This is a genomic window from Kitasatospora sp. NPDC057500, from assembly GCF_042802195.1.
Lineage (GTDB): Bacteria > Actinomycetota > Actinomycetes > Streptomycetales > Streptomycetaceae > Kitasatospora.
Map to the genome: position 1 here is coordinate 1 of NZ_JBHVER010000175.1, position 17,792 is coordinate 17,792.

General features: G+C 74.8%; 14 protein-coding genes and 1 pseudogene. 13 read left to right on the top strand and 2 right to left on the bottom strand.

Annotated features, from left to right (window positions below; translation table 11 throughout):
* Positions 1–44: 44 nt before the first annotated feature.
* Complete coding sequence (locus tag ACFU74_RS28680) at positions 45–914, bottom strand: SDR family NAD(P)-dependent oxidoreductase (RefSeq protein ID WP_380761847.1); 870 nt, start codon at positions 912–914, stop codon at positions 45–47.
* A gap of 58 nt (positions 915–972) precedes the next feature.
* On the opposite strand from ACFU74_RS28680, the gene ACFU74_RS28685 reads away from it, so the two are divergent.
* The 8 genes and pseudogenes from ACFU74_RS28685 to ACFU74_RS28720 all read left to right on the top strand — a co-directional run bounded on the left by ACFU74_RS28685 (position 973) and on the right by ACFU74_RS28720 (position 12,037).
* The gene (locus tag ACFU74_RS28685) at positions 973–1,638 is read left to right on the top strand and encodes a TetR/AcrR family transcriptional regulator (RefSeq protein ID WP_380761849.1); all 666 of its coding nucleotides are present in this window, start codon (positions 973–975) and stop codon (positions 1,636–1,638) included.
* Between the two features lie 164 nt (positions 1,639–1,802).
* The gene (locus tag ACFU74_RS28690) at positions 1,803–2,528 is read left to right on the top strand and encodes a DUF5995 family protein (protein ID WP_380761851.1); all 726 of its coding nucleotides are present in this window, start codon (positions 1,803–1,805) and stop codon (positions 2,526–2,528) included.
* 98 nt (positions 2,529–2,626) lie between these two features.
* Positions 2,627–3,346 (top strand): flavodoxin family protein, encoded by a 720-nt coding sequence (locus ACFU74_RS28695; RefSeq protein WP_380761852.1) that lies wholly within the window; start codon positions 2,627–2,629, stop codon positions 3,344–3,346.
* Positions 3,347–3,814: 468 nt separating this feature from the next.
* A pseudogene (locus tag ACFU74_RS28700) lies at positions 3,815–4,885 on the top strand (family 2 encapsulin nanocompartment cargo protein terpene cyclase); the annotation flags it as partial.
* A 15-nt stretch (positions 4,886–4,900) separates the two neighbouring features.
* The gene (locus tag ACFU74_RS28705; RefSeq protein ID WP_380761854.1) at positions 4,901–5,782 is read left to right on the top strand and encodes a geranyl diphosphate 2-C-methyltransferase; all 882 of its coding nucleotides are present in this window, start codon (positions 4,901–4,903) and stop codon (positions 5,780–5,782) included.
* 216 nt (positions 5,783–5,998) lie between these two features.
* On the top strand, positions 5,999–6,970 hold the full coding sequence (locus ACFU74_RS28710) for a hypothetical protein (RefSeq protein ID WP_380761856.1): 972 nt from the start codon (positions 5,999–6,001) through the stop codon (positions 6,968–6,970).
* A gap of 130 nt (positions 6,971–7,100) precedes the next feature.
* Positions 7,101–9,044, top strand: coding sequence for an HSP90 family protein (locus ACFU74_RS28715; protein WP_380761858.1), 1,944 nt, complete (start codon positions 7,101–7,103; stop codon positions 9,042–9,044).
* Entirely contained in the window at positions 9,044–12,037 is a 2,994-nt protein-coding gene (locus tag ACFU74_RS28720; protein WP_380761860.1) for a hypothetical protein, read from the top strand. Before ACFU74_RS28715 ends, ACFU74_RS28720 begins: the two co-directional genes overlap by 1 nt.
* Positions 12,038–12,144: 107 nt before the next feature.
* Here ACFU74_RS28720 and ACFU74_RS28725 read toward each other — a convergent pair whose 3' ends face one another.
* Entirely contained in the window at positions 12,145–13,035 is an 891-nt protein-coding gene (locus tag ACFU74_RS28725; protein ID WP_380761862.1) for a LysR substrate-binding domain-containing protein, read from the bottom strand.
* 125 nt (positions 13,036–13,160) lie between these two features.
* Here ACFU74_RS28725 and ACFU74_RS28730 point away from each other — a divergent pair, with 125 nt between their 5' ends.
* The 5 genes from ACFU74_RS28730 to ACFU74_RS28750 all read left to right on the top strand — a co-directional run bounded on the left by ACFU74_RS28730 (position 13,161) and on the right by ACFU74_RS28750 (position 17,759).
* Positions 13,161–14,192 carry a DMT family transporter gene (locus ACFU74_RS28730; RefSeq protein WP_380761864.1) on the top strand — a complete coding sequence of 344 codons (1,032 nt, stop codon included), beginning with the start codon at positions 13,161–13,163 and terminating at the stop codon, positions 14,190–14,192.
* Between the two features lie 69 nt (positions 14,193–14,261).
* Positions 14,262–15,599, top strand: coding sequence for a sensor histidine kinase (locus tag ACFU74_RS28735; RefSeq protein WP_380761866.1), 1,338 nt, complete (start codon positions 14,262–14,264; stop codon positions 15,597–15,599).
* Positions 15,587–16,252: a response regulator gene (locus ACFU74_RS28740; protein ID WP_380761868.1), complete on the top strand. Its 666-nt coding sequence runs from the start codon at positions 15,587–15,589 to the stop codon at positions 16,250–16,252. The genes ACFU74_RS28735 and ACFU74_RS28740 overlap by 13 nt, the downstream gene beginning before the upstream one ends.
* 235 nt (positions 16,253–16,487) lie before the next feature.
* Positions 16,488–17,435, top strand: coding sequence for an SPFH domain-containing protein (locus tag ACFU74_RS28745; RefSeq protein WP_380761870.1), 948 nt, complete (start codon positions 16,488–16,490; stop codon positions 17,433–17,435).
* A 9-nt stretch (positions 17,436–17,444) separates the two neighbouring features.
* A complete protein-coding gene (locus tag ACFU74_RS28750) occupies positions 17,445–17,759 on the top strand; it encodes a hypothetical protein (protein WP_380761872.1) in 315 nt (104 codons plus the stop codon).
* Positions 17,760–17,792: the final 33 nt, after the last annotated feature.

The window sequence follows — 17,792 nt, forward strand, 5'->3', positions numbered from 1 at the left end:
GCGCACCGCTCCCCGGCCCGGGGCCCTCCCGTGCCCGTCGCCGGTCAGTGCGCGGAGTCGGGCGGGAACGGCACGGGGTAGGCCTCGGCGAAGTCGGCCGAACGGGAGACCTCGCGCCACCTGGTGTCCTCCGCCAGCAGCCGGCGGCCGTGGGCGAGGGAGTACTCGACCGCGTCGACCCCGAGCGGCAGGTGGTCGGGGACGTCACGGCGTCCGGCCATCCGCACCAGGATCCCGGCGGCGCGGGCGGGGTCGCCGGCGCCGCCGGCCTCGCCCTGCCGCAGCCGGGTGTTGGTGGCGCCGACGGTCTCCTCGTAGTGCGCCGGGACGTCGTGGACGGTCATCGAGGAGCCGGCCCAGTCGGTGCGGAACCCGCTGGGTTCGACCACCAGCACCTTCACGCCGAACGGGGCGGTCTCGGCGCGCAGCACGCGGCTGAACCCGTCGATGGCGAACTTCGCCGCCTGGTAGGAGGCGATCCCGGGGGAGCCGCCGACCCGCCCGCCGACGGAGGAGAACTGCACGACCAGCCCGCCGCGCTGTTCGCGCAGCAGCGGGAGCGCGGCCTTGGTGACGTGGTAGACGCCCCAGAAGTTGGTCTCGAACTGCGCGCGGAAGTCGGCGTCCTCGGTGGTCTCGATCGGTGAGACGTTGGCGTAGCCGGCGTTGTTCACCAGGACGTCGATCCGGCCGAAGTGCGCGTGCGCCTCGGCGATCGCGGCCCGGGCTGCCGCCGGGTCGGTGACGTCGAGCGCGATCGGGCGGATCCGGTCGCCGAACTCCTCGGCGAGGTCGGCCAGTTGTTCGGGGCGGCGGGCGGTCGCGGCGACTTTGCCGCCGGCCTCCAGGGCAGCGCGGGTCAGGGTGCGGCCGAAGCCGCGGGAACTGCCGGTGATGAACCAGGTCTTGTCCATGCCGTTAGTAAAACATCGTTGCGCTAATAGTGCAACGATGTTGCGCTAGCATGGGCGGGTGACTGCATCGGAGTTCCAGCGCGCGCGATCCCCCGAGGCCAAGCGGCAGCGCGAGGCGGCGATCCTGGAGGCGGCCCGCTCGCTCGGCCGGGAGCGCGGCATCAGGGACGTCACCCTGACGGACATCGCCGCCGCCGTGGGAATGCACAAGTCGGCGCTGCTGCGCTACTTCGAGACCCGCGAGGAGATCTTCCTGCGGCTGACCGCCGAGGGCTGGGCCGAGTGGTCCGACGCGCTGACCGCACGGCTGCGCGACACCGCCGACCCGGGCCCGTCCGCCGTGGCCCGGGCCTTCGCCGCCACCCTCGCGGCCCGCGGGCCCTTCTGCGACCTGCTCGCCCACGCCCCGCTCAACCTCGAACGCAACGTCTCCCTCGACGCGGTCCGCGACTTCAAGCTCGCCACCCGGGCCGCCCGCGAGCCGGTCACCGCCGCGGTCCGCGCCCAGCTGCCCGCCCTGAGCGAGCAGGACGTCACCGACCTCTTCGCCACCGCCGTCGCCCTCGCCGGCGCGATGTGGCAGATCGCCAACCCAGGCCCCGAGGTCGCCGCCCTCTACCGCGCCGACCCCCGCCTCGCCCACGCCGTCATCGATCTCGAACCCCGCCTCGCCCGCATCCTCACCGCGACCGTCCACGGCCTGTCGGCGGGCCCGGACGGCTGACCGGCCGGGGCGGCGCGGGCGCACCGCCGGCGAGGCCGTCGCCCGGGCCGAACCGTCACCGGAACGGGTGACGGGTGGCGAGGTGTACTCCGGTTCGGCGGATCCGGGGCGGCGGCGGTGTGTATAGCTGGCAGTCGGAGACCACCGACGGAAGGGACCACCCCATGACCCGGTCAGCCGCCAAGCCCGCGCAGAGTGTCGGCGAGGTCATCGAGCGGATGCGGGAGATCGAGGCGCGGCTGGACCCGGTGGACGGGGTCGCGTGCTTCAACCGGATGTACCTGGAGGTCACCGAGCTGGTGGGGGAGCGGCTCACGGCCGGGTACTTCCAGGACCAGGCGTTCATCGAGCGCCTCGACGTGCGGTTCGCCAACCTGTACTTCGACTCGGTGGAGGCCGGCGAGGCGGGGCGGCCGGTGAACGCGGCCTGGAAGCCGCTGTTCGACGCGCGCAGCCACCGGAAGGTGTGGCCGGTCCAGTTCGCCTTCGCGGGGATGAACGCGCACATCAACCACGACCTGGCGCTCGCCGTCGTCGAGACCTGCATCGAGCGGCGGACCACGCCCGACACGCCGCCGGTGCACGCCGACTACCTCAAGGTGAACGAGCTGCTCGCGCAGGTGGAGGCGGAGGTGCGGGCGTCGTTCGAGGCACAGATCATCAAGGTCGCCACCGCCGAGGCCGAGCCGCTCAAGCACATCGTGTCCAGCTTCTCGATCGCCCGGGCCCGGGACGCTGCCTGGGCGACCACCCAGACGCTCTGGCACCAGCGCAACATCCGCCCGATGTACGACGCCACGCTCGCCGCCGTCACCGCGAGCACCGCGCTGGCCGGGCAGATGCTGGTCACGCCCGTGCTGCCGCCGGTGGAGCAGCCGGACGGGGAGTAGCGCGACGGCCCCGGTCGGCCGAGCCCGGCGGGCGGGAGCGGGCGGGCCGGGGTGGACTGGTGGCTGACAAGCCCCGATGGAGCCGCGAAAGGCCGACGATGACCTCCTCGCCCCCCGCCCGCTACGCCGACCTGAGCGCCCTGGTGATCAACTGCACGCTCAAGCGCTCGCCCGAGCGGAGCCACACCCAGGGCCTGATCGACGTCAGCACCGGGATCATGCAGCGCCAGGGCGTGCGGGTCGACGTGGTCCGCGCGGTGGACCACGACATCGCCACCGGCGTCTGGCCGGACATGACCGAGCACGGGTGGGAGACGGACGAGTGGCCCGTCCTCTACAGCCGGGTGATGGCGGCCGACGTCCTGGTGCTGGCGGGGCCGGTCTGGCTCGGGGACAACTCGTCGGTGATGAAGCAGGTCGTCGAGCGGCTCTACTCGTGCTCGTCGGTCCTCAACGAGCACGGGCAGTACGCGTACTACGGCCGCGCCGGCGGCTGCCTGATCACCGGGAACGAGGACGGCGCCAAGCACTGCGCGATGAACGTCCTCTACTCCCTCCAGCACCTCGGGTACACCATCCCGCCGCAGGCGGACGCCGGCTGGGTCGGCGAGGCGGGCCCGGGGCCGTCCTACCTCGACGCGGGCTCGGGCGGCCCGGAGAACGACTTCACCAACCGCAACGCGACCTTCATGACCTGGAACCTCCTCCACCTGGCGAGGATGCTCAAGGACGCGGGCGGCATCCCGGCGTACGGGAACCAGCGTTCGGAGTGGGAGGCGGGCTGCCGGTTCGACTTCGAGAACCCGGAGCACCGCTGAGGGGCGGAAAGCCTCGACGGGCCCGGCGGACTGACGGAACGTCGGTATCGGAACGACCCTTGGTGGGCGGTCCCGTCCGGTGGCGGGGCCGCTTCGGCGTTCAGGGTGGTCTGAACCGATCATCAGATGCGCCATTTCAAACGCGACTGATGTGAACGTTCACCCTTTCGAGTGCACAGGATCATGCGAAGCGGTCCAGATCGTTCCGCCCCGCCTACGGTTGGGCAGCAGACGAGAGGGGGCCGCCGCCGCATGCGGAGATCCCCTCTCATCGGGGCGACGGCGACGGCCGACGACCCGTCATGGCGTGTCCCCCTTCGAAGAGGAAGGTTCTCCCATGCCCGTGGCCACGAGCGGCGAGACACCGCAGGCGACGCAGCAGCACTCGTACGCGCACACGCACCCGCAGCCCGGCCGGTGCGCGGCGGTGCGGTCATGAGCGGGACGGCCCTGGGGCAGCTCCTCCGCGGGCCGAGCGGGATCGGGACGGCCGGTCTGAACCTGGCGCCCCGTCAGGACGCGTCCGCCGCAGTCGAGGCGCCGTCGGGCAAGCCGAAGTCCGGGGACCCCGTGCCGGGCCTGTACTTCCACCCCGTGCCCGAGCCGGACGCGGAGCGGGTGGCGGAGGTGAACCGCCGGATCAAGCTGTGGGCCGAGGAGATCGAGCTCTACCCGCCGGACTGGGAGGACCAGTTCGACGGCTTCTCGGTGAGCCGCTACATGGTCGCCTGCCATCCGGACGCCCCCAGCGTCGACCACGTCATGCTCGCCACCCGGCTGATGGTCGCCGAGAACGCCGTCGACGACTGCTACTGCGAGGACCTCGGCGGCTCGCCCGTCGGCCTCGGCAGCCGGCTGCTGCTCGCCCACACCGCCCTGGACCCGGTGCACACCACCGCGGAGTACCACGGCGGGTGGCAGGAGTCGCTGGGCTCGGACGCGCCCCGGCGGGCGTACCGCTCGGCGATGGAGCACTTCACCCGGGCCGCCACCGCCTCGCAGGCCGACCGCTTCCGGCACGACATGGCGCGCCTGCACCTGGGGTACCTCGCCGAGGCCGCCTGGGACCAGGACGACCACCACGTCCCGGAGGTGTGGGAGTACCTGTCGATGCGGCAGTTCAACAACTTCCGCCCCTGCCCGACGATCACGGACACCGTCGGCGGCTACGAACTGCCCGCCGACCTGCACGCCCGTCCGGCCGTGCAGCGGGTCATCGCGCTCGCCTCCAACGCCACCACCATCGTCAACGACCTGTACTCGTACACCAAGGAGCTGGCGAGCCCGGGCCGCCACCTCAACCTGCCGGTGGTGATCTCCGAACGCGAGGGCCTCGACGACCGCGCCGGCTACCTGAAGGCCGTCGAGGTGCACAACGAACTGATGCACGCCTTCGAGGCGGAGGCCGCGGCACTGGCCGCCGCCACGCCCGTCCCGGTGGTGGTGCGCTTCCTGCGCGGGGTCGCCGCGTGGGTCGACGGCAACCACTACTGGCACCAGACCAATACCTTCCGCTACAGCCTGCCCGATTTCTGGTAACCAAGGAGCTGAACCGTGTCCGTCACCGACACCACCCCCGTGAACCGCACCGCCGTCCCCGGGCCGGCCACTCCCTACCAGGGCGACATCGCCCGCTACTGGGACCATGAGGCCCGGCCGGTGAACCTGCGCCTCGGCGACGTGGACGGCCTTTACCACCACCACTACGGCATCGGCGAGGTCGACCAGGCGGCGCTCGGCGCCCCCGACGACAGCGAGCGCGAGAAGAAGCTCGTCGCCGAGCTGCACCGGCTGGAGTCCGCGCAGACCGATGTCCTGCTCGACAGCCTCGGCGACATCCGCCCCGAGCACACCCTGGTCGACGCCGGCTGCGGGCGCGGCGGCTCGATGGTGATGGCCCACCAGCGCTTCGGCTGCAAGGTCGAGGGCGTCACCCTGTCGGCCAAGCAGGCCGAGTTCGGCAACCGGCGGGCCAAGGAGCTCGGCATCGACGACTCGGTGCACGCCCAGGTCTGCAACATGCTCGACATGCCGTTCGGCAACGGCACCGTCCGGGCCTCCTGGAACAACGAGTCCAGCATGTACGTCGACCTGCACGACCTGTTCTCCGAGCACTCCCGGATCCTCTCGGTCGGCGGCCGGTACGTGACCATCACCGGCTGCTGGAACCCGATCTACGGCCAGCCGTCGAAGTGGGTCTCGCAGATCAACGCCCACTTCGAGTGCAACATCCACTCCCGCCGCGAGTACCTGCGCGCGATGGCCGACAACCGCCTCGTCCCCAACGCGGTCGTCGACCTGACCGCCGCCACCCTCCCGTACTGGGAGCTGCGGGCCACCGTGCCCTCGCTGGTGACCGGCATCGAGGAGGCGTTCATCAACTCCTACAAGGACGGCTCCTTCCAGTACCTGCTGATCGCGGCCGACCGGGTCTGACCCCGCGTCGCCGCACTGGCGAGGACCCGGCCCGGCCGAACGGCGGCGGGGCCGGGTCCGCCGTGTGACGGCCGCGACCGGGCCCCCGGAACCGGGCTGGTCAGCAGGACGTCGGTGGCACGTGATATGCAGTGCATCATCCGATTGGCCGCACCGAGGCCATACGAACGATGCCGACGGCCGTGCCGGTCGACGAGGTCTCAGGGGGGCCGCACCATGTCCATCTTCCGCCGCCTGGCCGGGCGGAGGCCTCCGCGTTCGCTGCCCCCCGTGCTGGACCCCTCGCACGGCGACGAGGAGCTGCGCCGGCTGCGCGCCCTCGCCGGGGCCGGCGACTGGGCCGCGCTGCGCCCCGTCCTCGCCGCGGTCGCCGACCATGCCGAGCTGACCTGGCTGCTCAACCGGATCTCCGACCTCGAAGGCACCGAGGAGTGGCTCGCCAAGGCCGTCGCCGAACGGCCCGAGGACACCCTCGTACTGCTGCTCTCCGGCGCCCGGCAGATCTCCTGGGCCTGGGAGGCCCGCACCGGCGCCCGCGCCAAGGACGTCACCGAGGAGGGCTGGCGGCTGTTCGGCGAGCGACTGGAGACCGCCGAGGAACAGCTGCTGGAGGTGGCCGAGCGCGAGCCCGGCTGGCTCGCCCCCTGGTACTTCCTCCAGGTCGGCGCGCGCGGCGCCTCGCTCGGCCGCACCGTCGCCACCACGCGCTTCGACGCCGCGCTGCGCCGCGACCCCGGGCACCTCGCCTCCCACCAGCAGCGCCTCCAGCAGCTCTGCGCCAAGTGGGGCGGCTCCCACGAGGAGATGCACGCCTTCGCCCGCACCGCGATGCTCGGCGCGCCGGAGGGCTCCCCGCTCGGCGAGCTGGTCGCCGCCGCCCACCTGGAGCACTGGCTGGACCTGCCCGACGGCGAGGACCACGCCTACCTGACCGGCCCCGCCGTGCGCACCTCGCTGCGCGAGGCGGTCCTGCGCTCCGTGCTGCACCCGGCCTACCGGCCCCGGCGCGACTGGCGGGCCACCCACAACACCTTCGCGATGGTCCTCTCGCTCGCCGACGAGCGCGAGCTGGCCCACGCCGTGTTCGCCACTCTCGACGACGTCGCCACCGACTGGCCCTGGTACTACCTGGGCGGCGACGAGGCCGAGAACTTCCGCCTCCACCGCGACCGCTGCGCCCCGCGCTGAGCGGAACGCGCCCGGCGCGCGACGCCTGCCGAGCATGCCGACCTGCCGAGCCCGCCGACCGGCCGCCCGGGCCGTCCCGCCCGCCGGCCACCGAAGCCCGACACACCCCTTGCGATCGAAAGAGCCACCGGTGTCCCCATCCGAGAACCCGACGAGCGCGCACACCTTCCAGGTCGACCTGCGCGGCCTGGTCGACCTGCTCTCCCACCACCTCTACTCCAGCCCCCGCGTCTACCTGCGCGAACTCCTGCAGAACGCGGTCGACGCGATCTCCGCCCGGCAGGCCCTCGACCCGGCCGCGCCCGCCGCGATCACGGTCCGCGCCGACCGCGACCTGACCGTCACCGACACCGGCATCGGCCTCACCGAGCAGGACGTCCACACCTTCCTCGCCACCATCGGCCGCAGCTCCAAACGGGACGCCGACGGCCGCCTCGACGGCGACGGGCTCGCCCGCGCCCGCGGCGACTTCATCGGCCAGTTCGGCATCGGCCTGCTCGCCTGCTTCGTGGTCGCCGACGAGATCACCGTCGTCACCCGCTCCGCCGCCACCCCCGACGCCCCCGTCATCGAGTGGCGCGGCGGCTCCGACGGCCGGTACACCATCCGCACCCTGCCCGCCGACGCCAAGCCCGAGCCCGGCACCACCGTGCGCCTCACGCCGCGCTCCGACGCCGCCGAGTGGACCCGCCACGACCGCGTCCTCACCCTCGCCCGGGACTTCGGCAGCCTGCTGCGCCACGAGGTCACCGTCGTCGACGGCCGCGGCGACGCCACCCCGGTCAACCGGACCCCGCCGTGGGCCGCCCAGCACGGCTCCCCGCTGGCCCGCCGCGAGGCGCTGGCCGCCTACTGCCGCTCCACCTTCGACTTCACCCCGCTGGACACCATCGAGCTGGACCTGCCGCTGGTCGGCCTGCGCGGTGTCGCCTACGTGCTGCCGGACGCCGTCCCGCCGTCCCGCCGGGCCGGCCACCGGGTGCACCTCAAGGGCATGCTGCTCTCCGACCACGCCGACGAGCTCCTGCCCGACTGGGCGTTCTTCGTCCGCTGCGTGGTGGACACCGACGGCCTGCGGCCCACCGCCAGCCGCGAGGGCCTGTACGCCGACGAGACGCTCGCCGCCGTCCGTGACGCGCTCGGCGCCCGGATCCGCGACTGGCTCACCGGCCTGTCCGCCAGCGACCCGGCGCTGCTCCACCGGTTCATCTCGGTGCACCACCTGGCCGTCAAGGAACTCGCCCGCTACGACGACGAGTTGCTGCGGATGCTGCTGCCCTGGCTGCCGTTCGAGACCACCGACGGCAATGTCACCCTGGACGAGTTCGCCCGTACCCACCCGGTGGTGCTGGTCACCCGCACGGTCGAGGAGTTCCGCCAGGTCGCCCCGATCGCCGGCGCCGCCGGGCTCGGCGTCGTGAACGGCGGCTACACCTACGACCGCGACCTCGTGCACCGGCTGCCCGAGATCCGGCCCGGCACCTCCGTCGCCGACCTCGACCCGGGCACCGTCACCGCGCACCTCGACACCGTCGACCCGGCCGCCGAACTCGCCGCCTCGGCCTTCCTCGCCACCGCCCGCGAGGTGGTCGGCCGCTTCGACTGCGACGTCGCCCTGCGCAGCTTCCACCCGACCAGCGCGCCCGCCCTGCTGCTCGACAACCGGGAGGCCAGGCACGAGCGCACCCGCGCCCAACTCGCCGACGAGGCCGACGGACTGTGGGCCGACATCCTCGGCTCGCTGCGCGCCGAGGTGCCCCGCGCCCAGCTGGTGCTCAACCACCTCAACCCGCTGGTCCGGCGGGCGGCCTCGATCGGCGACCGCGAACTCGCCGTCACCGCCGTGGAGACGCTCTACGGGCAGGCGGTGCTGCTCACCCGCCGGCCGCTGACCTCCAGCGAGAGCGCGCTGCTCAACCGCTCGTTCATCAGCCTGCTGGACCACGCGATGCTCGGCCACGAGGCCGCGTCCGGCGGTCCCGGCGCTCCCGGCGCTCCCGGCGCTCCCGGCGGCAACGGTAACGGCAGCGGCGGTGCCGGGGGCTTCGGCGGCGCCGGTTCGAAGGAGGCGTGATGCTGAGCAGCATCGACGCGGTGATGACCGCGCTGCGCGAGAACGACGCCCGCCCCTACGGGCGCCAGCGGACCGTCACCGCCGAGGAACTCGTCGACGCCGCCGACCAGTTCGACGACACCGCGGTCCGCTCCATGGCCCTCCTGGAGCTGATGGAGGCCTACGAGTACGACGGCGAGCGGAGCAAGGCCCCGGTCGTCTTCGCCCGGGTCCTCAAGCTCTGGGACAACGACCCGGACGGCTTCGGCGAGTGGGCGCGGCAGCAGGTGTTCTGGCGCTTCAAGTGGGTCGCCACCTCGCTGCTCGGCACCCCCGACGTGCCGCTCCCCGCGATCCGGCGCTGGCACGAGGAGATGCGCAGCCGCTACCGCGCCGCCGGGCACGGCCTCCAGCCCTACTACGCCCAGCGCTTCCACCTCGCCGCGCACACCGGCGAGGGGGCCCAGGACGCCTACGAGCTGTGGGCCGGGCGGCCGCGCACCGAACTGAGCGACTGCCACGCCTGCGAGATCCGCTCCCGCGCCGTCCACCACCTGCGCCAGGACGACGACGTGACCGCGCTGGACGTCTGGCGGCCGGTGCTCACCGGCGAGGCCACCTGCGCCGAGGAGCCCTACGTCAGCCACGCCCAGGCGCTGCTGCCGCTGCTGTGCCAGGGCCGGCTGGACGAGGCCCGCTCCAGCCACCTGGTCGGCTACCGGTTCGCCCGCGGCAAGAGCGGGATGGCCACGTCGGTCGGCCTGCACATCGAGTTCTGCGCGCTGTCCGGCAACGAGCCGCGCGGCCTGGAGCTGCTCGCCGAGAACCGCGACCTGTTCGGCGTCACCGGCGACCCGGTCAGCCGGCTCTCCTTCCTCACCGGCGTCGAGGTGCTGATCGCCGGCCTCGCCCGGGCCGGGCACGGCGAGCTCACCGTCAGCGGCCCGCCCGGGTCGAGCTGGACCGTCGACACCCTGCTCGCCCACCTGCGCACCGAGGCGGACGCGCTCGCCGCCCGCTTCGACGCCCGCAACGGCACCGGCGCGGTGAGCGGCCGGCGCCGGGAGCGGCTGGCCCGCCGGCCGCTGCTGGCCGAACCGCTCGCGCTCGGCGTACGGGCGGGGGCGTCGCCGGAGCTGGCGGCCGTCCCGGTCGTCCCCGCGGTGCCGGCCCGGGAGACCGAGCCGGAGCCGGAGGACTTCACCGCGCTGGTGCTGCGCGCCCGGGAGCTGCAACTGGTCGGTCACCCGGACGCGGACCGGCTCTGGAAGCGGGTCGACGAGCGGCTCGCGGCCGCCGGGGGCGCCGCGGGGGACCCCGAGGGGCTGCTGGCCGCGGACGCCGGGCCGCTCGGGCAGCTGCGCGCCGAACTCACCGAGCGGCGGGCGCACGAGGCGCTCGACCGCGGCGACTGGGAGGAGGGCGCCGCCGAACTGCTGGCCGCCGGCGGGCTGTACAAGCGGGAGGGGCTGGCCGGCCGCGCGCTGGCGGCCCGGACCCGGGCGCTGGTCGCCGAACTCGTCCGCGAGGACGAGGACGAGGCCGAGGCCGAGGCCGAGAACGGCGAGCCGGTCGAGGCCGCCGCGCCGGTCGTCGACTGGCAGGCCCTGGACGCCGCGCTGGCCCGCGCCGAGCAGCTGGCCGCCGCCGGGGCGGCCGGCGGCGCGCCGGGCATCTCGGACGACGACTACCTGGTCGTCCTCCAGTGCCGTGCCTACGCCGCCCACCAGGAGCTGGTCAACGCGCTGCCCGAGCCGCCCGCCGAGCGGTCCGCGCGCTTCGCCGCCGCCGTCACCGCCTACCGCGAGGCGGCCGCTGCCCGGGGCTCGGTGCGCCGGCTCTCGGTGGCCCGCCAGTACGCCGCCGACGCCGCCGCCCGGCAGGGGCGGCTCGCCGAGGCGGTGGCGGAACTGCGTTCCATCATCGCCGAGCTGGAGCAGGCCGGGCAGCCCTGGCACACGCCGAGGCCGTACGGCCTGCTGGGCCAGGCGCTGCTGCAGAGCGACGAGCAGGCCGAGGCCGTCGAGGTGCTGCACCGCGCCCTGGCCGCGGCCGCCCGCTGGGCCGACGAGTCGTACCCGTTCGCCGAGACCTATCTGATGGCCGGGCACGCCAGCGCCCACATCGGCGACACCGGCGCCGCGATCAGGTCGCTCTCCGAGGCCGCGGCCCGGTTCGACCGCAAGGGCCCGGAGGCCGCCGAGGACGCGGCCCGCATCCGGCTGCAGCTCGCCGACCTGCTGACCGGCGCCGACCGCACCGCCGACGCGGTGGCCGTCCTGGAGTCCGTCCTGGCCGACGGGGCGGCCGTCGGCCTGGACGAGCGGGTGCTCGCCCAGGCCCGGCTCGACCTCGCGCGCGGCCTGTTCGCGCTGGACGAGGACCGCGACGCCGCCGAGGAGTTCCTGCGGCTGGCCGCCGTCCTGGAGGACTGGACCGAGGACCTCCACCTGCGGACCATGGTCGCGTCGGAGGCGACCGTCGCACTGCTGCACGCCGACCGCTGGGAGGCCGCGCACGCCGCCCGCGTCCGGGCGCTGGCCGCGCACGAGCAGTGGCCGCAGCCCGGCCCGGTGTCCGCGATGCTGCGGCAGTTCGCCCGGCTCACGGCGCAGAAGGAGGGCCCGGACGGGGTCGAGCAGGCGCTCGCCCGGCTGGCCGAGGCGGACGCCGTGCACGAGCGGCTGGAGCGCGAGGACCCCGGGGCCGAGACCTGGTACCCGCGCGCCGCCGTCCACTACGAGCGGGCCCGGGTCCGCGCGGTGGCCGGCGACTACGAGGAGGCGCTGGCCGAGGCCGAGCGGGCGATCGCCGCCTACGAGGAGGGCGGCGAGCAGGCCGAGAGCCCGCGCGCCGAGGCCGTCCGGGTGGCCGCGCTGATCGAGGGCACCGACCTCGGCCGCCTCGCGGCGGCGCGGGACCGGCTCACCCTCGCGATCAAGCGCTGCCGGGCGCTCGGGCTGGAGGAGGCGGCGGAGATCCTCGCCGAGCTGCGCGAACGCCTCGCGGACTGACGACCGCGCCCCGGCGCCGGGAGGACCGGCGCCGGGGCGGGGCACTGGGGCCGGGGCCGGGACGGAGGCACCGGGGCGGGAGGCACTGGGGCGGGAGGCGCGGTCGCTCAGCGCGCGGGGGCCGGCCCCCGGGAGCCGCGCACCGCGGCCAGCAGGCCCGTCACCGCGGGCGACCACGGGCGGCCCGCCGGACCGGTGAGGGTCAGCGTCCGGTGCGCGGCCGGCCGGATCGGGACGAGCACGCAGTCCGCCGGCAGCATCGGCTGCGCCAGCGCCGGCATCACCGACACCCCGACCCCCGCGTGCACCATGCCGATCAGCGTGTTGAGGTCCCGGATGCGGTGGCGCGGGGCGAAACGGACGCCCGCCCGCCGGTAGGCGTCGCGGATGTGCCGCTCGCAGCCGCCCTCGGAGAGCAGGAAGTCGTCGTCCTCCAGGTCGGCCACGTCGACGCTCGGCTCGCCCGCGAGCGGATGGTCGCGGCGCAGCAGCGCGTGCATCGAGTCCGCGCCGAGCGCGACCGCCCCCGGCGGCAGCGGATCCGCGTCCACCAGGACCGCCGCGTCCACCGTGCCGGCCTCCAGCCAGACGCCCAGCTCGTCGTCCTCGCCCTCGAACACCCGCACCGTCAGCCGGGGGTGCTCGCCCCGCCAGTCGCGCAGCAGGCCGGGCAGCAGGCCCTGGCAGACGGTGGTCGGCGCGGCCAGCCGGACCGTGCCGGTCAGGCCGCCCGAGTGCCGGGCGGCGATGGTCCGGACGGCGGTGGCGGAGGCGACCGCCGTCCGGGCGTGCGGCAGGATCCGCTCGCCCAGCGGGGTCGGGCGGGCCGGTGCGCCCCGGTGCAGCACGGGCGCGCCGAGCACCCGTTCCAGTGCCGCCACGGCGTGCGAGACCGCCGACTGGCTCACACCCAGCTCGGCCGCCGCCGCCCCGAAGCCGCCGGCGTCCGCCACCGCGACCAGCGCCCTGAGCTGGGCGAGGTTCACCTCCGGGGCCATGAGACCTCCTCATCCCTGCCGCACCGCCACTTGTTGGACTCATGGTCGGCCGGGCCGTCACCCTCTGTCCAACCCCGGCCGGTGGGCGGTGGGGGTTCCTCGTGCGGGAAGGACGGGAGGCGGCTGTGACGGGACGGCGCTGGTGGCCGGGGTTCGCGGCCCTGTCGGCGATCTGGGGTGCGAGCTTCGCGCTGATCAAGGTGGCGGTCGACGCGGGGGTGCCGCCGCTCTGGGTGGCGGCCTGGCGCTGCCTGCTCGGCGCGGCCGCGCTCTGGGCGGTCCTCGCCGCGCGTCGCGAGGCCGCCCCGCGCGACCTCGCCACCTGGGGCCACTGCGCGGTGGCCGCGCTGCTGCTGAACGCGGTGCCGTTCGTGCTGTTCTCCTACGGCGAGACCCGGGTCAGCTCGGTGCTCGCCGGTGTGCTGAACGCGACCACCCCGCTGTTCGCCCTGCTCTTCGCGCTGGCCGCGGTGCCCGGGGAACCGCGCCCGGGCCGGCGCCGGACCGCCGGGCTGGCCCTCGGCTTCGCCGGGGTGCTCGCGGTGCTCGGCGTCGGTGGCCGGCCCGGGTTCGGTGCGGCGTCGGGCTCCGCAGTGGTGGCCGGCGGGCTCGCCTGCTTGGCCGCGACCTGCTGCTACGGCGCCGGCTTCGCCTACCTGCGCCGCCACCTCGCCGCCCGCCCGCACTCGGCCGCGGCCCTGTCCGCCGCCCAGATCAGCTGCGCCGCCGCCGAACTCACCCTCGCCGCCCCGCTCGCCGCCGGTGCCCCGCACTGGCCCGGCGCCGGGGCCGGCGCCGCCCTGCTGGCGCTCGGCGCCCTCGGCACCGGCGTCGCCTACGTCCTCAACCTCGACCTGGTCCGCAGCGCCGGAACCGCCGTGGCCGCCGCCGTCACCTACGTCACCCCGCTCTGGTCGACGGCGCTCGGCGCCCTGCTGCTCGCCGAACCCGTCGGCTGGAACACCCTGCTCGGCGGCCTCGCCGTGATCACCGCCGTCGCCCTCACCCGGCAGCCGCCCGCCGACCGGGGCGCCGGTCCGGGGACCTGCCTGGGGACCGGCCCCGGGACCGACCGGGGATCCGATCCGGGCACCGGTTCGGCTGCCGGGAAGCGCACCGGTCGCCGGGGCCGGAGGCGGCGTCAGCCGGTCGGCTAGGGTGGGCCGGTGGGCACGGGAAGGGCAGCGGACAGGGGCGTTGACACGGGCGTTGACGCGGGCGTTGCCGTGGGCGGCACGGCCGACGCGTCGTCCCCCTCGCCCGACGTCGCCGTACAGGCCCTGCTGCGGGCCCGTCCCCTCCGCTTCCCGTTCACCCTCGACTCGCTGCGCTGCTGGGCCTACCTGACCAGCGGCACCCTGCTCGGCCTGGTGGTGGTCGTCCTGCTGGCCGCCCTCACCGCCCTCGGCCTCGGGCTCGCCGTCGTCGGCATCGGCCTGCCGCTGCTGCTGGCCGTCGCCCTCTCCGGCCTGCCGCTCGGCGCCCTGGAACGCCGCCGGCTCCGGCTCGTCGAACCGTTGCCGGTGCCCGATCCGCACCGCGCGCTGCCCGGAGCCGGCCGCCGCGCCCGGCTCCGGACCCGGCTGCGTGAACGCGCGACCTGGCGCGAGCTCGCCCACACCGTGCTGGTCGGCCCGCCGCTCACGGTCGCCGGACTCGGCCTCGTCGCCCTGCTGGTGTTCTCCGGGGCGCTGGTCATCAGCCCCGTCGTGGTCTGGGCGCTGGCCCCCGAGACCGTCATGCTGATGCCCGGCCGCGCCGTCCCCGGACCGCTCCACGCGCTGCCCGCCACCGCCCTCGGCCTGCTCGGGCTGCTGCTCGGCAGCTACGCCGCGGCGCTGCTCACCACCGCCCACGTCCGGCTGGCGCGGCTGCTGCTCGGCCCCCGTGAAGAGGATCTCGGTCGGCAGGTCCTCGAACTGACCCGCTCCCGGGCCCGGCTGGTCGACGCCTTCGAGGCCGAGCGCCGCCGCATCGAGCGCGACCTGCACGACGGCGCCCAGCAGCAGCTCGTCGCCCTCACCATGACCCTCGGCCTCGCCGCCCACGAGCTGCGCGAACGCGCCACCGCCCCCGGCGCGGGCACCGGCGGCGACCCGGTGCTCGACCTGGTCGACCGGGCGCGCGGCGAGGCCCGGCGGGCGGTGGAGCAGCTGCGCGGCCTGGTCCGCGGCATCCACCCCCAGGTGCTCACCGACCACGGCCTGGCCGCCGCCGTCACCGAGGTCGCGCTGCGCCACCCGATCCCCGTCGAGGTCGATCTCGACCTGCCCGGCCGACTGCCCGGCGCGGTCGAGTCCACCGCCTACTTCACCGTCACCGAGGCGCTCACCAACGCCGCCAAGCACAGCGGTGCCACCGCCATCACCGTCCACGGGCGGATCGCGGCCGACCGGCTGGTGCTCCAGGTGACCGACGACGGGCGCGGCGGGGCGGATCCGGCTGCCGGGGCCGGACTCCAGGGGCTGGCCGACCGGGTGGCGATCCTGAGAGGACGACTGATGGTGACGAGTCCGAGCGGCGGGCCGACCAGGCTCCGGCTGGAGGTGCCGTGCTCCGGCTAGTCATCGCCGAGGACGCCGTCCTGCTCAGGGCCGGCCTGGTCGAACTGCTCACCAGGGGCGGGCACGAGGTGGTCGCCGCCGTCGGCGACGCGGAGGCCCTCGCTGCCGCCGTCGACGTGGACCGGCCGGACGTCGTCGTCACCGACGTCCGGATGCCGCCGGGGTTCCGGGACGAGGGACTGCGCGCCGCTCTGGACCTGCGCGGACGCCACCCCGGCCTGCCCGTTCTCGTTCTCTCCCAGTACGTGGCGACCCCCTACGCCACCCGGCTGCTCGGTGCGGCCGGCGCGCAGCGGGCCGGGCTCGGCTACCTGCTGAAGGACCGGGTCGGCGAGGTGTCCGAGTTCCTGGACGCGCTGCGCCGGGTGGCGGCGGGGGAGACCGTGATCGACCCGGAGGTGGTCCGGGTGCTGCTCCGTCAGCAGTCCGCCGACCGCCCGATCGCCCGGCTCACCCCGCGCGAGCGCGAGGTGCTGGGGCTCATGGCCGAGGGACTCAACAACCAGACCGTCGGCGCCCGGCTGAGCATCACCGAGGCGTCCGTGGTGAAGCACTGCGGGAACATCTTCATGAAGCTCGACCTCGATCCGGTCGAGGGCAACCGCCGCGTCCTCGCCGTCCTGGCCCACCTCGCGGACCTGCGCGGCGAGTAGCCGGGAAGGGCGACTTCGAGGGCCGGGGCCTCACCGGTGCGCAGCTCGCCCGGATCGCCGCCGGCGCCCGCCTTCGTGCCCGGCGCCCGTGCCCCGTGCCCGGCTCCTGCCCCCGTGCCCGGCTCCCGCGCCCCGTGCCCGGCTCCCGCCCTCAGGGTCGGTAATGGCGTGGTGGCGTGAAAAAGTGATATCACTTTGCCATCGGATGCCGATGCTCGCCGAAGGAGTCGCTCCCATGACCACACCGCGTTTCCCCGTCGAGGACGGCCTCGTTCTGGACCTCCCGGCCCCGGCGATCACCGAGCGGGTGATCACCGGGCGGGCCGGCCTGCCGATGCTCGGCGCGACGCTGCTCGGCCTGCTCGCCGGGGTCGGGGCCGCCGTCGCGGGTGGCGTCCAGCTCTCCGACGGCAGCCGGGGGCCGGGAATCGCCCTGCTGGTCGTCGGGCCGCTGCTGGCGCTCGGCTCGCTGCTGATGACGATCGGTCTGACGGTGGTCTCGCCCGGTGAGGCCCGGGTGGTCCAGCTGCTCGGGCGCTACCGGGGCACCGTGCGCGCCGCGGGCCTGACCTGGCTGAACCCGTTCACCAGCCGGCACCGGATATCCACCCGGATCCGCAACCACGAGACCGAGACCAGCAAGGTCAACGACGCGGACGGCAACCCGATCGAGATGGCCGCCGTGGTGGTCTGGCAGGTCGAGGACACCGCGATGGCGGTCTTCGAGGTGGACGACTACGCGGACTTCGTCGCCATCCAGACCGAGACGGCCGTGCGGCACATCGCCAGCAGCTACCCGTACGACGCCCACCAGGAGGGCCGGCTGTCGCTGCGCGACGGCGCGGACGAGATCGCCCGCAAGCTCTCCGCCGAGATCTCCGCCCGGGTCGCCTCGGCCGGTGTGCGGGTTGTGGAGTCGCGGATCACCAGGCTCGCATATGCTCCGGAGGTCGCCCAGGTGATGCTCCAGCGCCAGCAGGCCGGGGCCGTGGTCGCGGCACGCCGGCTGATCGTCGAGGGCGCCGTCGGCATGGTCGAGGAGGCGCTGGACCGGCTCGCCGAACGCGATGTCGTGGACCTGGACGAGGAGCGCAAGGCCGCCATGGTGAGCAACCTCCTGGTGGTGCTCTGCGGCGAACGCGGCACCCAGCCCGTCGTGAACACGGGCTCCCTCTACCAGTAAGGCGAGGCCTTGGCGACGGAACGGAAGAAGCTCCTGCTGCGACTGGACCCTTCAGTTCACGACGCGCTCGCCCGTTGGGCCGCGGACGACCTGCGCAGCACCAACGCACAGATCGAGTTCCTGCTCCGCCGCGCCCTCGCCGACGCGGGCCGGATGCCCGGCGGCGCGGCCCGGATTCCCCGCCGCGGCCGCCCGCCCAAGCAGGGTCCGGACCCGGACCCCAACCCGGACCCGGACCCGGACCCGGACCCGGACCCGGGCCAGGATTCCGGGACGACCTCGGCCGAGGAGCCTTCGGAGCGGGGCGGAGCGGGCCGGGCCTGACCGGACGGACCTGGTGGCCCGGGTCGGAGATTC